This window comes from Vibrio marisflavi CECT 7928 (assembly GCF_921294215.1).
In the GTDB taxonomy this organism is placed as follows: Bacteria; Pseudomonadota; Gammaproteobacteria; order Enterobacterales; family Vibrionaceae; genus Vibrio; species Vibrio marisflavi.
This window is the reverse complement of record NZ_CAKLDM010000001.1, coordinates 609,881-626,923: the sequence shown is the minus strand read 5'-3', so window position 1 is coordinate 626,923 and position 17,043 is coordinate 609,881. Positions and strand designations below refer to the sequence as shown.

General features: G+C 41.3%; 17 protein-coding genes. 3 read left to right on the top strand and 14 right to left on the bottom strand.

What is annotated here, in order from left to right:
- Positions 1–9: 9 nt before the first annotated feature.
- On the bottom strand, positions 10–1,398 hold the full coding sequence (locus L7A31_RS02770; protein ID WP_237359975.1) for a cytochrome ubiquinol oxidase subunit I: 1,389 nt from the start codon (positions 1,396–1,398) through the stop codon (positions 10–12).
- A gap of 308 nt (positions 1,399–1,706) precedes the next feature.
- Here L7A31_RS02770 and L7A31_RS02765 point away from each other — a divergent pair, with 308 nt between their 5' ends.
- Positions 1,707–1,970, top strand: a complete 264-nt coding sequence (locus L7A31_RS02765) for a DUF3081 domain-containing protein (RefSeq protein ID WP_237359974.1) — start codon at positions 1,707–1,709, stop codon at positions 1,968–1,970.
- A gap of 250 nt (positions 1,971–2,220) precedes the next feature.
- On the opposite strand, the gene L7A31_RS02760 is transcribed toward L7A31_RS02765, so the two are convergent.
- Positions 2,221–2,832, bottom strand: coding sequence for a substrate-binding periplasmic protein (locus L7A31_RS02760; protein WP_237359973.1), 612 nt, complete (start codon positions 2,830–2,832; stop codon positions 2,221–2,223).
- A 255-nt stretch (positions 2,833–3,087) separates the two neighbouring features.
- Here L7A31_RS02760 and L7A31_RS02755 point away from each other — a divergent pair, with 255 nt between their 5' ends.
- Entirely contained in the window at positions 3,088–3,492 is a 405-nt protein-coding gene (locus L7A31_RS02755; protein ID WP_237359972.1) for a LysR substrate-binding domain-containing protein, read from the top strand.
- A gap of 179 nt (positions 3,493–3,671) precedes the next feature.
- Here L7A31_RS02755 and L7A31_RS02750 read toward each other — a convergent pair whose 3' ends face one another.
- From L7A31_RS02750 to L7A31_RS02710, 9 genes are all read right to left on the bottom strand, one after another.
- Entirely contained in the window at positions 3,672–4,130 is a 459-nt protein-coding gene (locus L7A31_RS02750; protein ID WP_237359971.1) for a GNAT family N-acetyltransferase, read from the bottom strand.
- A gap of 76 nt (positions 4,131–4,206) precedes the next feature.
- Positions 4,207–4,692, bottom strand: a complete 486-nt coding sequence (locus tag L7A31_RS02745) for a GNAT family N-acetyltransferase (protein WP_237359970.1) — start codon at positions 4,690–4,692, stop codon at positions 4,207–4,209.
- A 145-nt stretch (positions 4,693–4,837) separates the two neighbouring features.
- The gene (locus tag L7A31_RS02740; RefSeq protein WP_237359969.1) at positions 4,838–5,203 is read right to left on the bottom strand and encodes a GFA family protein; all 366 of its coding nucleotides are present in this window, start codon (positions 5,201–5,203) and stop codon (positions 4,838–4,840) included.
- A gap of 130 nt (positions 5,204–5,333) precedes the next feature.
- The gene (locus L7A31_RS02735; RefSeq protein ID WP_237359968.1) at positions 5,334–5,678 is read right to left on the bottom strand and encodes an SH3 domain-containing protein; all 345 of its coding nucleotides are present in this window, start codon (positions 5,676–5,678) and stop codon (positions 5,334–5,336) included.
- Positions 5,675–6,028, bottom strand: a complete 354-nt coding sequence (locus L7A31_RS02730) for a VOC family protein (protein WP_237359967.1) — start codon at positions 6,026–6,028, stop codon at positions 5,675–5,677. Before L7A31_RS02730 ends, L7A31_RS02735 begins: the two co-directional genes overlap by 4 nt.
- A 488-nt stretch (positions 6,029–6,516) precedes the next feature.
- Positions 6,517–7,200, bottom strand: coding sequence for a response regulator (locus L7A31_RS02725; protein ID WP_237360741.1), 684 nt, complete (start codon positions 7,198–7,200; stop codon positions 6,517–6,519).
- 4 nt (positions 7,201–7,204) lie between these two features.
- Entirely contained in the window at positions 7,205–8,830 is a 1,626-nt protein-coding gene (locus L7A31_RS02720) for an ATP-binding protein (RefSeq protein WP_354003810.1), read from the bottom strand.
- Between the two features lie 190 nt (positions 8,831–9,020).
- Positions 9,021–10,367 carry a citrate/sodium symporter CitS gene (gene citS / locus L7A31_RS02715; RefSeq protein WP_237360740.1) on the bottom strand — a complete coding sequence of 449 codons (1,347 nt, stop codon included), beginning with the start codon at positions 10,365–10,367 and terminating at the stop codon, positions 9,021–9,023.
- 792 nt (positions 10,368–11,159) lie between these two features.
- Positions 11,160–12,416: an adenylosuccinate synthetase gene (locus L7A31_RS02710; RefSeq protein ID WP_237359965.1), complete on the bottom strand. Its 1,257-nt coding sequence runs from the start codon at positions 12,414–12,416 to the stop codon at positions 11,160–11,162.
- A gap of 145 nt (positions 12,417–12,561) precedes the next feature.
- Here L7A31_RS02710 and L7A31_RS02705 point away from each other — a divergent pair, with 145 nt between their 5' ends.
- Positions 12,562–13,437: a LysR family transcriptional regulator gene (locus L7A31_RS02705; RefSeq protein WP_237359964.1), complete on the top strand. Its 876-nt coding sequence runs from the start codon at positions 12,562–12,564 to the stop codon at positions 13,435–13,437.
- Between the two features lie 206 nt (positions 13,438–13,643).
- Here the strand turns inward: L7A31_RS02705 and L7A31_RS02700 are convergent, their stop codons facing one another.
- The 3 genes from L7A31_RS02700 to L7A31_RS02690 form a co-directional block, all read right to left on the bottom strand.
- Complete coding sequence (locus tag L7A31_RS02700; protein ID WP_237359963.1) at positions 13,644–14,063, bottom strand: hypothetical protein; 420 nt, start codon at positions 14,061–14,063, stop codon at positions 13,644–13,646.
- A 221-nt stretch (positions 14,064–14,284) separates the two neighbouring features.
- Entirely contained in the window at positions 14,285–15,520 is a 1,236-nt protein-coding gene (locus L7A31_RS02695; RefSeq protein WP_237359962.1) for an MFS transporter, read from the bottom strand.
- A complete protein-coding gene (locus L7A31_RS02690; RefSeq protein ID WP_237359961.1) occupies positions 15,513–16,679 on the bottom strand; it encodes a hypothetical protein in 1,167 nt (388 codons plus the stop codon). Before L7A31_RS02690 ends, L7A31_RS02695 begins: the two co-directional genes overlap by 8 nt.
- Positions 16,680–17,043: the final 364 nt, after the last annotated feature.

Sequence of the window (17,043 nt, the reverse complement as noted above, 5' to 3'; positions counted from 1 at the left end):
GCTTATATTTCAATTAAGCCTGTTAGGGTGTGATGCAGGTGGTACTTCTGTCCCATCTGGCAAACGATTACTCGGTGTCTGTTCATACCTAGAGGGTGATTTGCGCATTAAGCGGACTAAATAAAAGAAACCTGCTCCAAAAACACATGTATAGGTAAGAACAAAAGCCAGAAGCGATGCACTCACTGCTGAAGCGTCTACTGGTGATACTGAATCAGCAGTTCTGAGCAATCCATAAACAGTAAAAGGTTGTCGGCCCACTTCAGTTGTGATCCAACCAGCAAGCACCGCAATAAAGCCCGAAGGTCCCCAAATGACACATATTCGGTGGAAATGTGAAGCCGTATAGAGTCGGCCGTTTTTTCGTAGCCATAAGCTAGCAAGTCCGATGGTTAACATGCCAAAGCCAATCCCAACCATCACTCTAAAGCTCCAAAAAACAATGGAAACCGGTGGGTGATCTTTTTTAGGAAAAGCATCAAGCCCTTTAACCTTGCCATCGAGGTCATGAGTAAGAATTAAACTACCCAAATTAGGTATAGCAATTTGAAACTTCACGGCTTGCTCTTCCTGATCAGGTATACCAAATAAGATTAGTGGAGCGCCCTGCCTAGTTTCGAAATGTCCTTCCATGGCAGCAACTTTAGCAGGTTGGTGTTTTAGCGTATTAAGCCCGTGAAAATCACCCGCAACAATCTGGAGTGGTGTTACCAAAGCAGCCATCCACATCGCCATTGAGAACATCGTTTTGGCCAACGGATTGTTCGGTGATTTAAGCAGATGGTGCGCTCCAACGGCCGATACAACAAAAGCAGTTGTCAAATATGCAGCAAGCAACATGTGAATTAATCGGTACGGAAATGAAGGGTTAAAGACAATTTGAAACCAATCATCCGGGACGAACTGACCAGCTTCGTTCATCGTGTAGCCAGCAGGTGTATGCATCCAACTGTTTACAGAAAGTATCCAAAATGCAGAAAGAAATGTTCCAAAAGCAACCACGCAAGTAGATGCAAAATGCAACCTCTTGCCAACTTTTCCCATACCAAAAACCATCACGCCCAAAAAGCCGGCTTCTAGGAAAAACGCAGTGAACACTTCGTAACCCATAAGAGGCCCGAGAATGGGGCCAGTTTTGTCTGAGAACACGCTCCAGTTTGTACCAAACTGGTAGCTGAGCACGATTCCGCTGACTACTCCCATACCAAAGCTGATGGCAAAAATTTTCAACCAGTATTTGTAAAGCTGTAAGTACTTATCTTGGTTTGTTTTCAACCACAGCCCTTCAAGTACCGCAAGGTATGAGGCTAACCCTATTGTGAATGCAGGGAATATGATATGAAATGAAACGGTAAAGGCGAACTGTAATCTTGCCAAATCGACAGCTAAAGTATCCACAGGAGGTCACACCTCTTTTGACATACACTTCTATCATTACGTGTACATGTTAAAAATCGATCAAAAAGTTAACCGATAAATTAAATAAGTATCCATCCAGATCATCTCCATTTTTTATTAAGAGAGCACTGCTACACCGATAGGTCACATACAACATCCAGGTTATTTAAAATCAAAGGAAAGGTGCGCTCGTAAAAAATTGATCAAGTAAGCATAATTTGAATATGTAACTCATCGGTGATCGATTCGATGAACAAAAGCGTAACTACTAGTTCTCGAAACCTCAGTTTCTGAAGCAGGAGTCGAACATGGAAAACCGCCTTACAATTAAGGACTTTTTAAGAGTGTTTGATAGAGTCCGCTCAAATGGTGACAAACTCGGGCACAAATATCAGTTAGGTGAAATGTTTGCATGGCACGATTATGATGGTTACACGTGCTGGTTAGGCTTTAAAGATGTAAAGGTGACTTTGATGTTTCATGGTGCATTGAATATCAAATACACCGACTCATCCAATTACTCTGATTTCATTAAACAATGCCTCGCTTTAAGTGATAACGTAGCAAGGTAATATTGAACGACAATTAGCACTAAATGTCACCTAGTATGAATCCAGTAAAGCGTACTGTTCTACGCAACCTTTCTCAAGGACGTTCTAGCTATCTGATAAGTAATTTGGATAGCTTAAGTTAGGGTTGGAGCCCAATATCAATAGTACTTATGATTCAAGAGCTGTCTTACAAAGGGCCGAATTGTTGTGGTTAAACTGCCTATGGTGAACAATAATTATTTTAGGTTTAGACTCCTTAAATAAGCCCCTATCATTTTGGCTGCTCAATGCTTGAAAAATACGTAGACATAATTTTATCTACATCTATTTTATTTAGTCCTTCATCAACGACTTTTTTCCATTTTTTTCCTTCCTCATCGTTTAAAAAAGCAATGAATAGCTGCTTGTCTGCCAATATTTTGGGGTTCATCTGTAGTCGACCTTTTTGTTGTCTAAGTGTGCTATCGGTACTGAGCAAATATGAAAAGACGTTGCTGTCTATGACAGCCAGCGAGATCCGCTTTTTGGCGAGCTTGTGTAAGTTTTGTGAATCTCTAACGACAGCTTCAACTTCAATGTCTCCATTAGCAATCATGTCATCTAACTTCTGAGTATTGACGTAACCATTTATCACACCCAGTTTCACTGTTTTTAAATCTTGTAAACTAGACCAAGTAATTGGTGTCGACGTGTGTTCCGCGAAACCTAAAGGACCACTACCTATTGATTGTGAAAAAATAACGTCTTCCGATTCGAAATAGTACTCTGGAAAGTAACCTGCGTATTTAGGCTGAGTTTTCGCAAGCATAACACTACGTTGCCAAGGGTAGAGCTCCACATTTAGCTCATGCCCCATGACTTCGACAGCCGCCTTAACGACCATAGTAGTTGCCCCTTGGTGGGTGAGGTTAGGGCTCGTATACGGGGGCCATTCCAGAGAGGTTAGCGTCAGTACATCAGCTCGGACAAATTGGAGTGGCCATATTAGAAAATATAAAAGCGTTAGAAGTGTTTTCATAAGGCTGAATTTATGGGTTTATCGTTTATAAAAGGATAGATGAGAAATGAGCCCTGTGAACACTTGACGCCTTGAGCGGGGGCGGGACTTGGAGAAATGTTTAACATTGCTTGATGGGCATTGCATCACTTTCAAAATGCAGAGGACCTAGGTTTAGAACAAGAGACATTATTTGAAGAAAACATTTATCCTTATTGCTCTCCACAACTAGCAGAATCTATGACGTTTGATAGTCCCGAACAACTCCTCAATTGTTGGTTGATTGATTTTCACTCCGCATCTTTCAGTTGGGAGCAATGGTTTGTTCATGCAAACGTAAGTGCGAAAAGAGAAGGTATTCAATGGATGGAAGTGAGTACCTTTGATATGGCAACCAACGCTGTAGTTGCTGGACATGGAACCTGTCTAGCAACTGAAAGTATTTCAGCAGACTTTGTTGAACGAGGCTTATTGGTCAAGCCATTTAATATAGGGCTAAACCCCGGAATTCGCTATTCTGTAATTAGTGTTCCTTCTTCTTCATGAGCCCTAAGAGTTAAGACGTTTAAATCTTGGTTGCTAAAAGAATTAAGCTTCCCATCGTGAGATTAACCACCGAGTTAGTAGCTACTTCGTAACATTACTTCAATTTGGTCAAACTATTGTCAAATAAAACGAGAGCAGAGAGCGTCATAAAACGGAATGGGGCAAAACCTAGTTTGTGATCATTTTGCCCAAATCTCTGACTGTGGTTTGAAGCCGAGAGATTCATAAAACGACTTGGCTTTAGAATTAAAACTCATGACCTCAAGTCGTATTTGGTAAGCTTCGTTCGAGTTTGCCCATGAACTGCAATGCTCCATCAATTTTTTACCGACACCCTTGGCTCTATGATCTTCGTCCACAACAACGGAGCCGATACGGCATAACGGCCGCTTAATTACAAAGGGGATATTTTCATTAATATCCATTCTTGCCGAGATAAAACCTACAATTCTTTCTTCATCTACGGCGACACTGAAAAGGCGATGTTCATCCATAATTGCAGCCAATAGAAACTCTCTATCTAGATGAGAAGGGGCAACAAAAACATCTGGAACATTTTCGAAATGATATTGCCCAATTTGTCGATTTAACTCCCAAATAGCATCAACGTCGTCAGATGTGGCACTACGTATTATCATTCAAACTCCTTAGGTTATGACACAGAAAAAACTCATTTTTGATAAAGCTAAACAAAATCAAAACCTTTTAACTAGCCTAATAGACTGGCGATTCAACAAAACGATTAATTAACTCATCATCAAGACGATAATACTCTTTGTCTTCGACGACTGAAGCCCCAATAGCCTGATAAAACTGGCCTGCTCTCGGGTTAGTTGACTCTGCTGTCCAATCAAATCGATTGCAGCCATTATCGATAGCGATCTTTGCGATGTGCTGCATTAATTTCAATCCAATGCCTTTCCCTCTGACCATTGAGGAAACGAAAAGGTCTTTCATAAACACTTGCCCTGAAAGTTTTGGGGCAGGATACATAACTGTGAATGTAGCAAAACCGATAACGGTCGACTCATGATAAAAAGCTACGATTGATACGCCAGAGTTCTGTGAAAATACTTTATTGACTAGATAATCTTGTATCTCTGGCTCAGAAGCAGCGTCTTTGCCGAAGTAATAGTTTTCTAACTCCATAAAGATTGGCACTAAATCTAATGCGTTTTCCTTGGTCAATTCTTTTATCATCCTAACCTCTAACATACCTACACAAAATAGAATAACACTGTATGTTTAATCAGTGGTATGTTCAAGTGTCCAGTCTGGTTAGAGCTGATGAGGCAGTGACAGTACTACCATTGCAAACTTTTCTAGATAATTGTTACTGGATGCTTTAGCTTTCAATACTCAACTCGGAGCCACTAATTTTTTGTATTGTCAGCCCTGAGAGTTCTTCTTCCGTAGTCTTTAGGCAGGATAGATTAACCGCTGTGGTTGCCTTCTGCGTTCTAGGTTTGTGATGCGTATAAATACCACAAGAGCTACAAAAGTAATGCTTTGCTTGCATTGTGTTAAACTGGTAGCAACTCAATCTGTCTTCGCCACTTATAAGCGTGAACTTGTGCGCTTCAGTATAGGCCATGATGGCATTACGCTTTAGGCACAGGGAACAATTGCATTTCCCTACGCGAGATAAATCCGATACAAACGTAAATTGAACATCACCACAATGGCAGCTTCCTTCGAATTTCTTTTCCATACTTCGATCTCTTCAATTTAATTGCGTCAGCTTTTCAAAGTTTCAATTATGCTAGCGTTGAATAGAGACGCACCAATTCTTGACCATATATTCGAATGATTCATCGTGACACCCTGGATCATACGAACCGTCACATCGGATTGATTGTCTTAGTTGGTACCCAACCAACTAGTCCATTCTCATTTCTAACTAAAGACCACTCGTTCAATTCACGTATCAAAATAACTATCTCACCCACAATAGTATCCAGCTCCCGGGCATTGTAGTCTTGAATTGCTGTACCAACAGGAGAGCCTACATCGAAATCGATATATTGGACAGGAGCCCAACCAACGTTACCGTTGTCTGTTGTTACTCGTATCCATCCCGAAAACTCCGTATCCAAAGCTCCCAATGTAACCTTATCTCCGTTGAAAAACTCTATTGGATTTGGGTAGTTCGATTTATGCCCAGTTATTGCGATAAGCTTCGTCATCCGTGTCTCCCTCGCAAGCCAATCAAATTACCAAATGGGTCTTCTACTTGACACATTGCTAGTCCATTTTCTATTTGCATTGGCCCTCTGTACAACTTCGCTCCTACTGAGACAAAGTGCTCTAGTACAACCGCTAGGTTTTCTACTGACCAATAAAGCACAGTGCCACTTTTTCCTGCGCTTACTTTTTCATCGGCTTGAACTACTTCAATAGTAAAATCACCTACTTTAAGAAGAGTAAAATTGAATTCTTTCAAGAAAATAGGAATAGACATTGGAAAAGCTGCCTGATACCAATCTAGGCCTAGTTTTACATCTGGTACATGAATGAGAATGGTTGTTGGCTTCATTGTACTTATTTGTTCAAGTTTCCTAACATATTGCGACCATATATTGATTAGGAAACCTAGTACAACTGACTCAATGCAGAAGTGTGTAGTATTTCAAACATAACTAAAAATGGGGCAATTTCGTGTTATATGCCCCGTCAGCACAACTTTGGACAAAAGCTTCTCAGGAATTTTTTATTTCCAATAATAATCGGATTATTATTTCCAGGGCAAACTGTGCAATAGGAGGCCAATGCCGGTTTACCTTAGGCCATCATTTTAGTGACTTCATTGATCTCGACATCTCGGAGGTTGGCATCAGTTTTTACCATGTGTTGCCAGATTTTGTTGTACTTGAAGGGAGAATTCATAGGCCTGAGCTGCTATGTTCGATTCCAAGCCTTTTATTTTTGTTGCAAGCTAATTGCTAGAATGGCTTTGCTGCTTATCCTGCGCCGTGATTAAAACTTGGAATCTAAACAAATTCAACCTCAAAAGGTCAACACGTTCTAGTTATTTTTCTTATAAACTCTTTCTGGTCGACCTACTTTTCCGTATTGAATAACAGCGGATAGAAAACCTTGGGCGGTAAGGTATTCGAGATATCGTCGCGCCGTGGTTTTACTAATACCTGTTATTTCTCCAAGACTGACTGAAGTGTAGACTGTCTCTGGGTCTGAAAAGGCGTTGAGCACCAACTCTAATGTCAGTTCATCAATCCCTTTTGGCAAGGCCTGTAACGCAGATGATTTTGACTGAAAGTTGAATAGCTGATCGACATGACGCTGGTTTATATTGTCACTGGCTTTTAGAGAGCTTGTGTATTTTAAATAGCGTTCCAATGAGTCAGACAGTCGGTCATAGGAAATCGGCTTAATCAGATAATCAAACACGCCGCAGCGAACCGCATCTCGCACCGTTTCCATGTCGTTAGCAGCGGTAATGAAAATCACATCGGGGGCAGGGTTTGTCGCTGTAATATCTTTCAGTAGGTCAACGCCTTTTCCATCTGCTAGGTAGTTATCAAGCAGAACAAGTTTCGGTTTCAGTATGCGCAGCATTTGTTTTGCTTCTGCAATATTTTTCGTGATTCCTATGGGTCTAAATCGTTGGGTTTGCTGTAGATAGTGCGAATGGAATTCAGCAAGATTGCTCTCATCCTCCACTATTAACACATCGTATACTTCCATTATTTACTTACTCGCTAGGAATAAAAATCGAAAAAATAGTGCCAGTAGGTTCAGCATCATCAATCAATATAGAGCCTCCATTGCTAGTAACTAGCTGGTGGACTAAATACAGGCCGATGCCATGACCAGGCCGTTTTTTACTGCTGATCCCTTTTTCAAATAGGGATTCTTTTAGTGAATCTGGTATACCCAAGCCATTATCAGAAACTTCAATAACCAGCTCTGATTTATTGGCGTCAGACAAGAGTATAATAATGTTGCGATGACTGTTTGGGTTGGCGAGCGTTGCTTCGAACGCATTATCCAATAGGTTGCCAACTACTGTCGCTAGTTCATCTTCAGTGAGGCCTTCTGGCCTTAGCTTTAATTGGCTGTATGGGTCAAATTCAAGTGTGAGGCCCAATTCTTTTGCTCGGATATATTTGCCAAGTAGCAATCCGGCCACCACTTTCGAATCAAAGGTGCCAACAATTTCATCGACAAGTGTTTGATGCGACTCTGATTCGTTACGGATAAGGTTCAACGCTTGTTGATGATTGCCCATTTGTATCAAGCCACTCACTGTCGACAGTTTATTCGCATACTCGTGATTAAGCACTCTTAGATCATCAGTTTGTTGACGAGTATTCAGTAGTTGATAGGTTATGGTGCTTTTTGAATCCTTGATTCTAAAGCTCGTTACCCATCCAACAATAATTCCTTCGTCTATCAAGGGAACTCTTGTGGCGACAAGGGTTTCTCCGTTGCAGCTAATGATTTTAGGAAGGTGATTGTCAGGGGTGGAGCCCACCTCTTTTCCAACAAAGAAATCACAAGGCATCAATAGTTGTTCCGATTTTTGCCCTTGTATTTGTGTTGAGTGGGAAGCGATACCCAGTAACTTCAACGCCTGTTGGTTGGCTGAAATGATTTCCCCTTTCGAGTCGACAGCTAGAATACCTTCATAGATTGCTTCAAACACCGATTTTTGTAATTGTAATGTTGTGGCGATTTCTTTTGGTTCCATGTCATACATTTGCTTTTTTATATGTTTGGAAAAAGCCCAAGCAGCCAAAATGGAACTTAGCAATATAAAACCGAGAACAATAAAAAATGGCATGGAATAAAGCAGTAACGCCGCGTTGATGCCACTTAGTAGATAGCCCACTGAAACGACACCAACGATTTCTCCTTGCTTAGTTTCGATCGGCGACTTGCCGCGTACTGACCAACCTAAACTTCCTTGCCGAATAGAGACATAATGTAAGCCTTGTTTTAATGCTTTTTCGTTGTCTCCACCTTTCATCGGTAGACCGATTTTATGTGAGCTCGGATGAGCTAAACGGATACCATGTTTGTCACCGACAACAATAAATTTTGCATCGGTAAGTGACTGAAATCGGGTAATTTGTTTGTGTACCGCGACTATATCTTCTTTTTTTACTGCTTGTATCAGCTGAGGATCGCTCGCTATTTCTCTCGCTTGGACAAGAGCTCGTTTACTCACTTGCTGTTTTAATACGTCAGAAAAATAGAAATGATAGAAGCCGGCAATAATCGCGACTTGAACAACAGCAACGGTTAATAGGAGCAATAGAACTCGCTGCGTGAAGGTCAGTTTGCCTTTAAAAATGAAATTCGAAATAGAAGCCATAGCTTTGTTCTTTACTGCAGCAGAGCGATAAGTTATCAAATAGGGAGGTGAGGTTTCTAGCGAGCTGGTACTTAAATGAGAAAGCGTGTCAAAAGCTGCAAGACAGGTCACATTCTTTCTGCCTCCTCAATGTTTTAAACAGGACCCTCGATGGTTCCTGTTTATCGTATAGCTTAAATTGTGGAATTGGTTAATGGCCGAACATACCAAATACAACACTTGCGATGACCAATACGATACCGCCACCTAAACGAGAAGATATTTGTGCGTAAGACAGTAAGCTCATTCGGTTTGCTGCAGACAAAACTTCTAAATCTCCCGAGCCACCACGGTTTGCCATGCATAATCCAGCACTGATTGCCGATTCAATTGGATAGAAGCCCATGAGCCAACCACCAAGAGCAGCTCCAAAAATAGCGCCGAAAACAATTAACGTCGAGACAACTAAATTGGTGAAAGTCAGCGCGTTTAGTATCTCTCCTAGGTCGGTGTAGGCAATTCCGACGCCCACCATTAAAACCCACAGCAAGTGCGTCGTAAAAAATGAGGCTAGTTGCTTGCTGCCTTCTTTAATCTCATTAGAACACCAACCGCACGCATTTATGATTGCGACAATCACAACCATGTAAGCGAAGGTATGAATTTTGACGTCACCAAAGCCGGGCAATATATGTTTTGAGAGAGCAGACGATAGAGTGTAGACGCATGCTGAGAGCATTAGTCCTATCGCAATTTCTTTTGCGCTTATCTTCGGTGTGTTTGATTGCGCTTGAGCATCAAAGTTGGAGTTTCGAATCAGCTCGCCATTCCCAGTGAGTGATGGTCTTTTTTGCCCAATGCCATTTAGTATTGCTGCTGCAAATATCGCGACTACGTTTGCGATGGTGAGTATCGCAATGGCGACGGAGTAGTAGTGCTCTTTTGAACCCCCAGTCACCGAATGGTATATCTCAGAAAGAGGAATGGCACCCGCGCCGTTTCCGCCGCCCATAATAGGAAGTACGTATAGCATCAAAACGCGGCTGACAGGAATGCCAAACAACATTCCACCGATGATTCCCATGATCGCGGCACCGAGAACAGCGGCTAAAATTGAGGGAATATAGCCAATCAGGGATTTGATGAGCAGCTTACGGTTTACGGCTAATATTGACCCTGTCAGCAATACTGCAATGAAGAGATCAAGAAAGTCAGTTTTCTTCATCACTTCTGTCACAGTGTTAATTTCATTTTGTCTTAGCCAGCCGACATGGACTAACCATGCGGTGACTAAAAAGATCATGATAGGTGCTCCTCCAATATATTTGTTGAAAATAGGTAGCCGTTTGCCGATTTCACCAAACAAAGCACCAATAACAAACATAAAGCTAAACCCACCAACTATATTGTTTGGCAAAGTGTCAGTCATATGAGCGACCAAGATAACGGTAAACAAGCCAAGGTATAAGGGTAGTGGTAGGCCAAATACTCTGAAGTGCGTTAAAAAACCTGAGTCAGAGGCTTTACTTGCCGGAAGTGCTAACGTTTTCTCATTCATCATAATTATTCTATGTTGCTAGAAGGTGAATTTATTATGATGACTGTGTAAAAACACACAGTGAGAGCGATCGCCTATCACTGGGGATTAAAACGCACTTATGAATTTTATGAATTTAATTATTGGAGGCTTGGCTTTCGATTTAGAGCGGCAGCACAATCTTAAACACACTACTTTGCCCTTCTTCATTATTGTGATCTTACGGAGGGATAGCTTACAAAATGCATAGTAAGTTGTTATAGAGAGGAGTGGCGCCTAATGAGTTTAATGGTTACTGAATATCAAACTGATAATTCCAGGGCAAGAACAATTACGGATTCACTTTCACTTCTTGGTCATGTCGATGTACGGTATCGAAGTAATCCAATACATTCACTTCAGTTGATTGGGTAAAACATCACCCATCAGTAATGGCGGGAGGTGACTTGAGTTTCGATGGTTGAATATTTCATTAATAAACTCACCAACAAGCATGCCTGTATTTGTTTGATATAGCACCATATTATGCCCGTCTAGTAAGCTCACGACTAGACCAGAGCTATAAACCTCCCGTGCGTTTTCTCATTTTATCACTGTTACGCTGTGGCTTGGATAATCTGTAGTAAGGCAAAATAGGATGAACGGAGCGTATGTTATCTTAAATGCTAAGCTTGATAGGGGCAGAAGCTTTCTAAGATTTGTGCACTATCGGCATCAATCGAACAAATTTGGCTTTTAGCCCATGTCTCTATATAAAGAGACATGATGCTTGACAGTCGCTGTGACTATAAATGAAAAGGACCTAGCTTGAAATCAACGTATAATAATTTGTTCGCGTTCAGGACCCACTGATATCATACTTACAGGTATTCCCATTAACTCTTCAATACGGGTAATATAATTTTGTGTTGCTTCTGGTAACTCTTCAAATTTTCGACACCCTGTAATATCTTCATCCCAGCTCGCCATTTTTTCATAAACTGGAGATAATGCAGCAGTTTGAGGCCAAATCGGGTTTTCGCTATGCTCACCCTCATAGCCAACACATATTTTTAGATCTTCAAGACCCGTTAAGCAATCTAGCTTAGTGAGAGCGATTTCAGTAGCAGCTTGTAGTTCAATGCCATTTTTTGTTGCAATAGCATCGAAATACCCGACATCTCGTGGACGTCCGGTTGTAGCACCATACTCCCCAGACAATTCACGAAATGAATCTTGCTCTGCCATGGCGGATATTAGTGTCCCTGTACCTACAGATGAGCTGAATGCTTTGGCTACAGCGACGATACGATCAGGACGCAGCGCTGGTAACCCACTACCAATACCAGCATACATAGAAACCACGTTAGAAGACGTTGTCCAAGGGTATTCTCCGTAAACAAGATCACGACCTGCCCCTAGCTGAGCTTCAAACAATAGAGTTTTGCCCTGAACTTGCAATGCTTTCAAGTGCTGAGATACGTTACAGATAGAGTCGGCCCAACTCTTGGATACTTCAATTAACCAAGACGTTATCTCCTCCGCAGTTTGATTGAATTCAAACTCAGGGTACAGAGCACGAAGTTGAGGCAATTTCCAATCCAACATAAACTGTATACGCTCAAGTAACACATCTGGTTGCTTTAACCAACCAACAAGGATTCCCTTTTTCATAACTCGGTCACCATATGCTGGAGCGATCCCCTGACGAGTTGAACCATATGCTTTTTCACCAAGACGTTGCTCTTCGAGGGTATCCTCTAGTGCATGGAGAGGCAAGCAAAGCGTCGCTCGATCTGAAATACGTAGATCGACTTCAACCCCCGCTTCTTTCACCAATGAAATCTCTTGCGATAGTGACGCTGGGCTAATTACCATACCTGGCCCCAAAACAGCGCTACAGCTTGGACCAAAAACTCCACTGGGTAATTGGTGTAGTTTGAAACTACCATAGTCATTTATCACTGTATGGCCAGCATTATTACCACCTTGAAAACGAATACTCGCAGATGCTTGGTCCGCCAAATAATCAACTATTCTACCTTTCCCTTCATCACCCCAATTTGCACCAACTACAATAACTGACGACATAACTAATTTTCCTACAAAACTATAAAAACATACTCAAAATACTAAGCACTCATTCTAAATAAGTTAAATTAATAATCTTTATTACTTTGATAAGATATTCATATCAGGATACTCTAAATATCTCACAGTAGATCGAGGAGCTAATATGTTGGAGCTTAGTTGGCTTAAAACATTTGTAGAGTTAGAGCGACTGAGACACTTTGGTAAAACTGCGAATGAGTTAAATATGACTCAGCCTAATGTTAGTCTACATATTAAACAGCTAGAGCAGGCTACTCGCACTAAACTGATCGAGCGAACCCCTTTTAGGCTTACTCAAGCAGGCGAGCGTTTACTTGTAAGTGCTAGAAACACCTTGATGGAATTACAAATATGTCAATCAGATATTAACGCAATCAACGAATTGCGCCATGGAACGCTAACTATCGCTGCCAGCGATATTATCTCTCGCCTGTTGCTAATGTCACCGCTACAGATCTTTAAAAAAGAATTTCCAGGTATAGATATCACTTTAACCAATACCACATCTTCACAAGCTTCTGAGTTAGTAAAAAGTGCCAAAGCAGATTTAGGATTCATCTTCGCACAAGAGGAAAAGCCGCCACTCTGTTTTACCGAGCTTCAAAAAGTGAAGTGGTGCGCTGTTGGTAGCAGCTTAAACATGTGGCAGCAAAAGCTGGCAAAAAATAAAGATGATAAACCTACCCTGATACTACTAGGGCACGACACACGTACACGAGGTGTAATTGACTTAGCTTTACCATCACTAAACCTTTCTAACTATCGAATAATGGAAGTAGGAAGTGTTGATTCACAAATTGATTGGGCAGAAGCTGGATTTGGTATAGCGATAGTTCCCGACCTTTCACTCCATTCCAAAAAGAATTTAAAAACAACCATTACGGAACTACCTGAATTCCCGAACGTTAGTCTGGGGTATATTGTAAGGCAGAATCAGATACTATCACGTGCAATTAAGAATTTACTCAACCGGGTTTCTAAAAACATTGGGAGCTGCTAAGAGAGCGTTAGCTTTTAATGTCTAAGTCGAGAGAATTCTCCAAAGGAAATTTGTTCTTAGCACGCATAAGAAAAAATATGGCTGAAAGTCACTTAACGGAGTAAGTGGGCTATTTTATGAAAATCGAAATGGGGCATATCCGAGTCATTATCAGCTCAAAAAGTTTCGATCTTTATTGGTTAAGTTCTACACTTTATTGTCCAGTTTCAATGTTTAATGTGAATCGACACGAGCAAGTTATGTATTTGCTCTCTTATTCGAGAAGGGTACTGCAATATTTCACTATGATTGTCCCCTCCTGCTAGCCTACTTAAGAGCTGTAGATTTGCTTCCTCATCAATTGGACATTGTGTCGTCGCCTCGAGCCACTCTTGATAGAAATCATGCGGATCTCGAAACTCATGGATATAGGCGTCACCAGTCAATCTAAAAGCACCATCAAGAACCAACTCAATCTTTTTAGCTTTTAGTGTTCTTAAAACATCCAAAAACCGACGATCACCAGAACGCTTAATTTCATTCAACGTTTCATTGGAATAAATCCAAACCGTACCTTCTGGTGGATTGAGTCTAAAGTGGCCTTTGCTTAATGCATCTAGCACATTGTGATCAAGATATATCTTCATTTTACCTCTTAAAGAGTCGAGTGGCCGTTACATAAACCGTTCTTGCTGGTCCAAATAATTAGACATAAGAAAATTGTCGTACACTTTCTAGCTCCTAATGGGTTTAGCTTCAATGCAGCAAAAAAGCTTAGCTCTAATGTACTCCAATACTTGTCATCCAAATACAAAAAAACCTATAACATGCGAGCTATAGGTTTAATACAAGTACACACTGGCGAATGTTACTCTTTCGCGGCTCCCTCAGGGCGAAGCTGTCTAGAGTACATGTAACAGAGTATCGGAATAGTGAGCACTGTCAGCAGAGACACTGTTCCCCATGCAATGGGCCAATCATTCCGTTGAAGAATATTAGAAATAATCACGGGTGTTAGAAACGACGATAGAAATACCGTAGTCCCCATCATCCCCAATGCGGTTCCAGCTCGAGCTCCACCAGCCTGAATTGCTGCTTCAGCGAACCCGATACCATGCCATGCACTGCCTGATACCCCAACAGCGATTAAAAATGTAATCGACAAAAGCTCATGATGAGTAAACAGAGCCAATGACAAACTCATAATGGCGCAGACAAGTGCTATTGTAATAACAACACCAATTCTGTTATTTCTCCTATCTGTGGATTTACCTAGGTACACTCTTGTTATTGCACCAAATACTTGCACGATGATAAGAGCCAACGAAACATTCAATAGACTTACGTGTAAATGGTTCTTTAAATAGATCGCACCAAAGGAAATAACTGCCATTTGCGGCACCGTCAGTAGTCCTGCAGATATGACCATGCCCCACACTTTAGGATTCCCTATTGGTGAGTTATCGATTTGAGCCACTTTACCCTGGTGATTATGGGGATTTTTTTCTACGACAAAGAGCCATATGATCAACGAGGTCAAAATACTTAGTATCGCTAGCAAGGTAAATGACGCTGAAAAGCCATTGTTTTGAGCTAGCCATGGTATCAACACCGTGCCTATTGAACCACCCACCGGAATGGCTGTTTGACGAATACTCATCGCAAACCCACGCTCTCCATCAGAGAACCAAGACATAATGGTTTTTCCAGATGACGAGTTAATGCTTCCACCAAGAACCCCTGCCAAAAATAGCAGCAGTGTAAGGGATAAATAGTTTGGACTTGCGAACATCAAAAATAGTGCCGTAAGACTATAAGCCAGCCCCATTGAAAAAAGCCCAAATGTAAGGACTTTCTTATCTCCAAACCTATCAGTCGCTAAACCCCATGTAAATTCTGATATCCCAACGCCTAGCCCTATAGCACCCAAAATCATACCGAGCTGACTTATTGAAAACCCAAACTCATTTTTGAAAATGACGCCGCTCACCGCAACACCAGTGAACCCTGCGGCGAAGACCGCTTGTGCTACGACGCCGACACCAAGAATAAACCAGCGATACTTACTCGGGGTTGGCTCACCTAAACGACTATTTTTACTCACTAGCACCACCAATCTCGATGAAATCAAAGTACGACTCGGCACTTCTATCAATTATGTGCGCCATGCGGTCACCGATTATTGAAATGATATTTCGATACTTCTCATTCTGGACGTTGAAAGAAAATTCCTTGCCCTTATTGTCTTCTAATAGCTTATCCATTAGATAGCCGCCAGAAACGGCATATGTACCAATTGTAACTCTCGTGCAGTTCTTAATGAAGGTCGCTCTATCCGCCAGTACCTTCTCACAGGCAGAGCGGATATCATTTCTATCACCAAAAATATCACTATCTAAAATCGACTCAAGGAACAAGAGCGCGACTTCAGGTGAAGTCACATAGTCTTTGGTGAATTGGATAACATGAAGATTCTCCGACGGTTTGACAATAATTGAATCCACACCTGCATAAATGTCTAATATTGTGCGAATTTTCATTTCAGAAATGTTGCCCGGTAGAATCTTTTGATACGAGTCAGCTTTATTCAGTTTATCCAAATAGACATATGCCGCTTTGCTTTCGATATTTTGGGAAAAAGCATAAATTTTTGTCGTTCTATTGTTTTTATCTATGACACTGCGGGTAATTTCGACCTCATTTTCTACCCGTCCCATCGTTAGTAGAGCATCGACATCACAAGCGCTGTATTTATCCGCTATTTTTTCCAACAGAAGAAACGTTTGTTCTTCGTCAAGCTCTCCCTTTTCGTTTCGAGCTCCCCAAGCACCATCTGATAAGTTGGGCGCAATACCAAACGGGTCGGCGGTAATATGGAGCTGTCCTTTTGGAAAGGACTCACGTAACAAAGTATAAAAACCGACATGCTTATCAAGTATTTTGTCTGCATCAAACCTTGCACAAACATTGGGAGTTGAATTGAGCAATAGAGGCGCGTATACATAGCTATCAGATTCGTCTGTTTCAAGTCCCCCACCCAATCGATACGTGATACTTGTTATTCCCTTATCTATCAGTTGCTTTGTATACTCAAGGGCAGATTCTACTGAGCGAATGAAGTATCCGGCCAAGTTCTGCAATGGACGCTGTACGACACCTTCAAGATCTAGGTCAATATCTATGGTCTGACTAAATTGATTTTTATGTACTTGTGCTTCATTGTTAAAAATAATTCTTCGATTTAAGTTAGCCGTCGTGAACATCGTATTTACCTTAGTGCTTGTTTTAGAATGCTATTCACACATGACGAAAACGCTTAAACTCCACTAAAAAGCACCCGCAGACTAGCAGCGAGCAGTCTAATTCCCTTGACTATGTTGATCATGAATGTAGTTGAAAGCGTGAGTTTAGTGATCTAATACGCAATTTCACACATACAAATCAAGGTTCACACAAACGATGTGATTATGATCACAATATTTATTTATGCGTCACTCGAGGAAGCTCTGATTAATTGGGAGGAGTATCATCTGTTTCGTAACAAAGAGCTTCACTGTTTGGAGTCAATCGAAAGCAATAACATTCAACAACTTATTGTTTACAAAAATGTTCGCCTATCACATACGG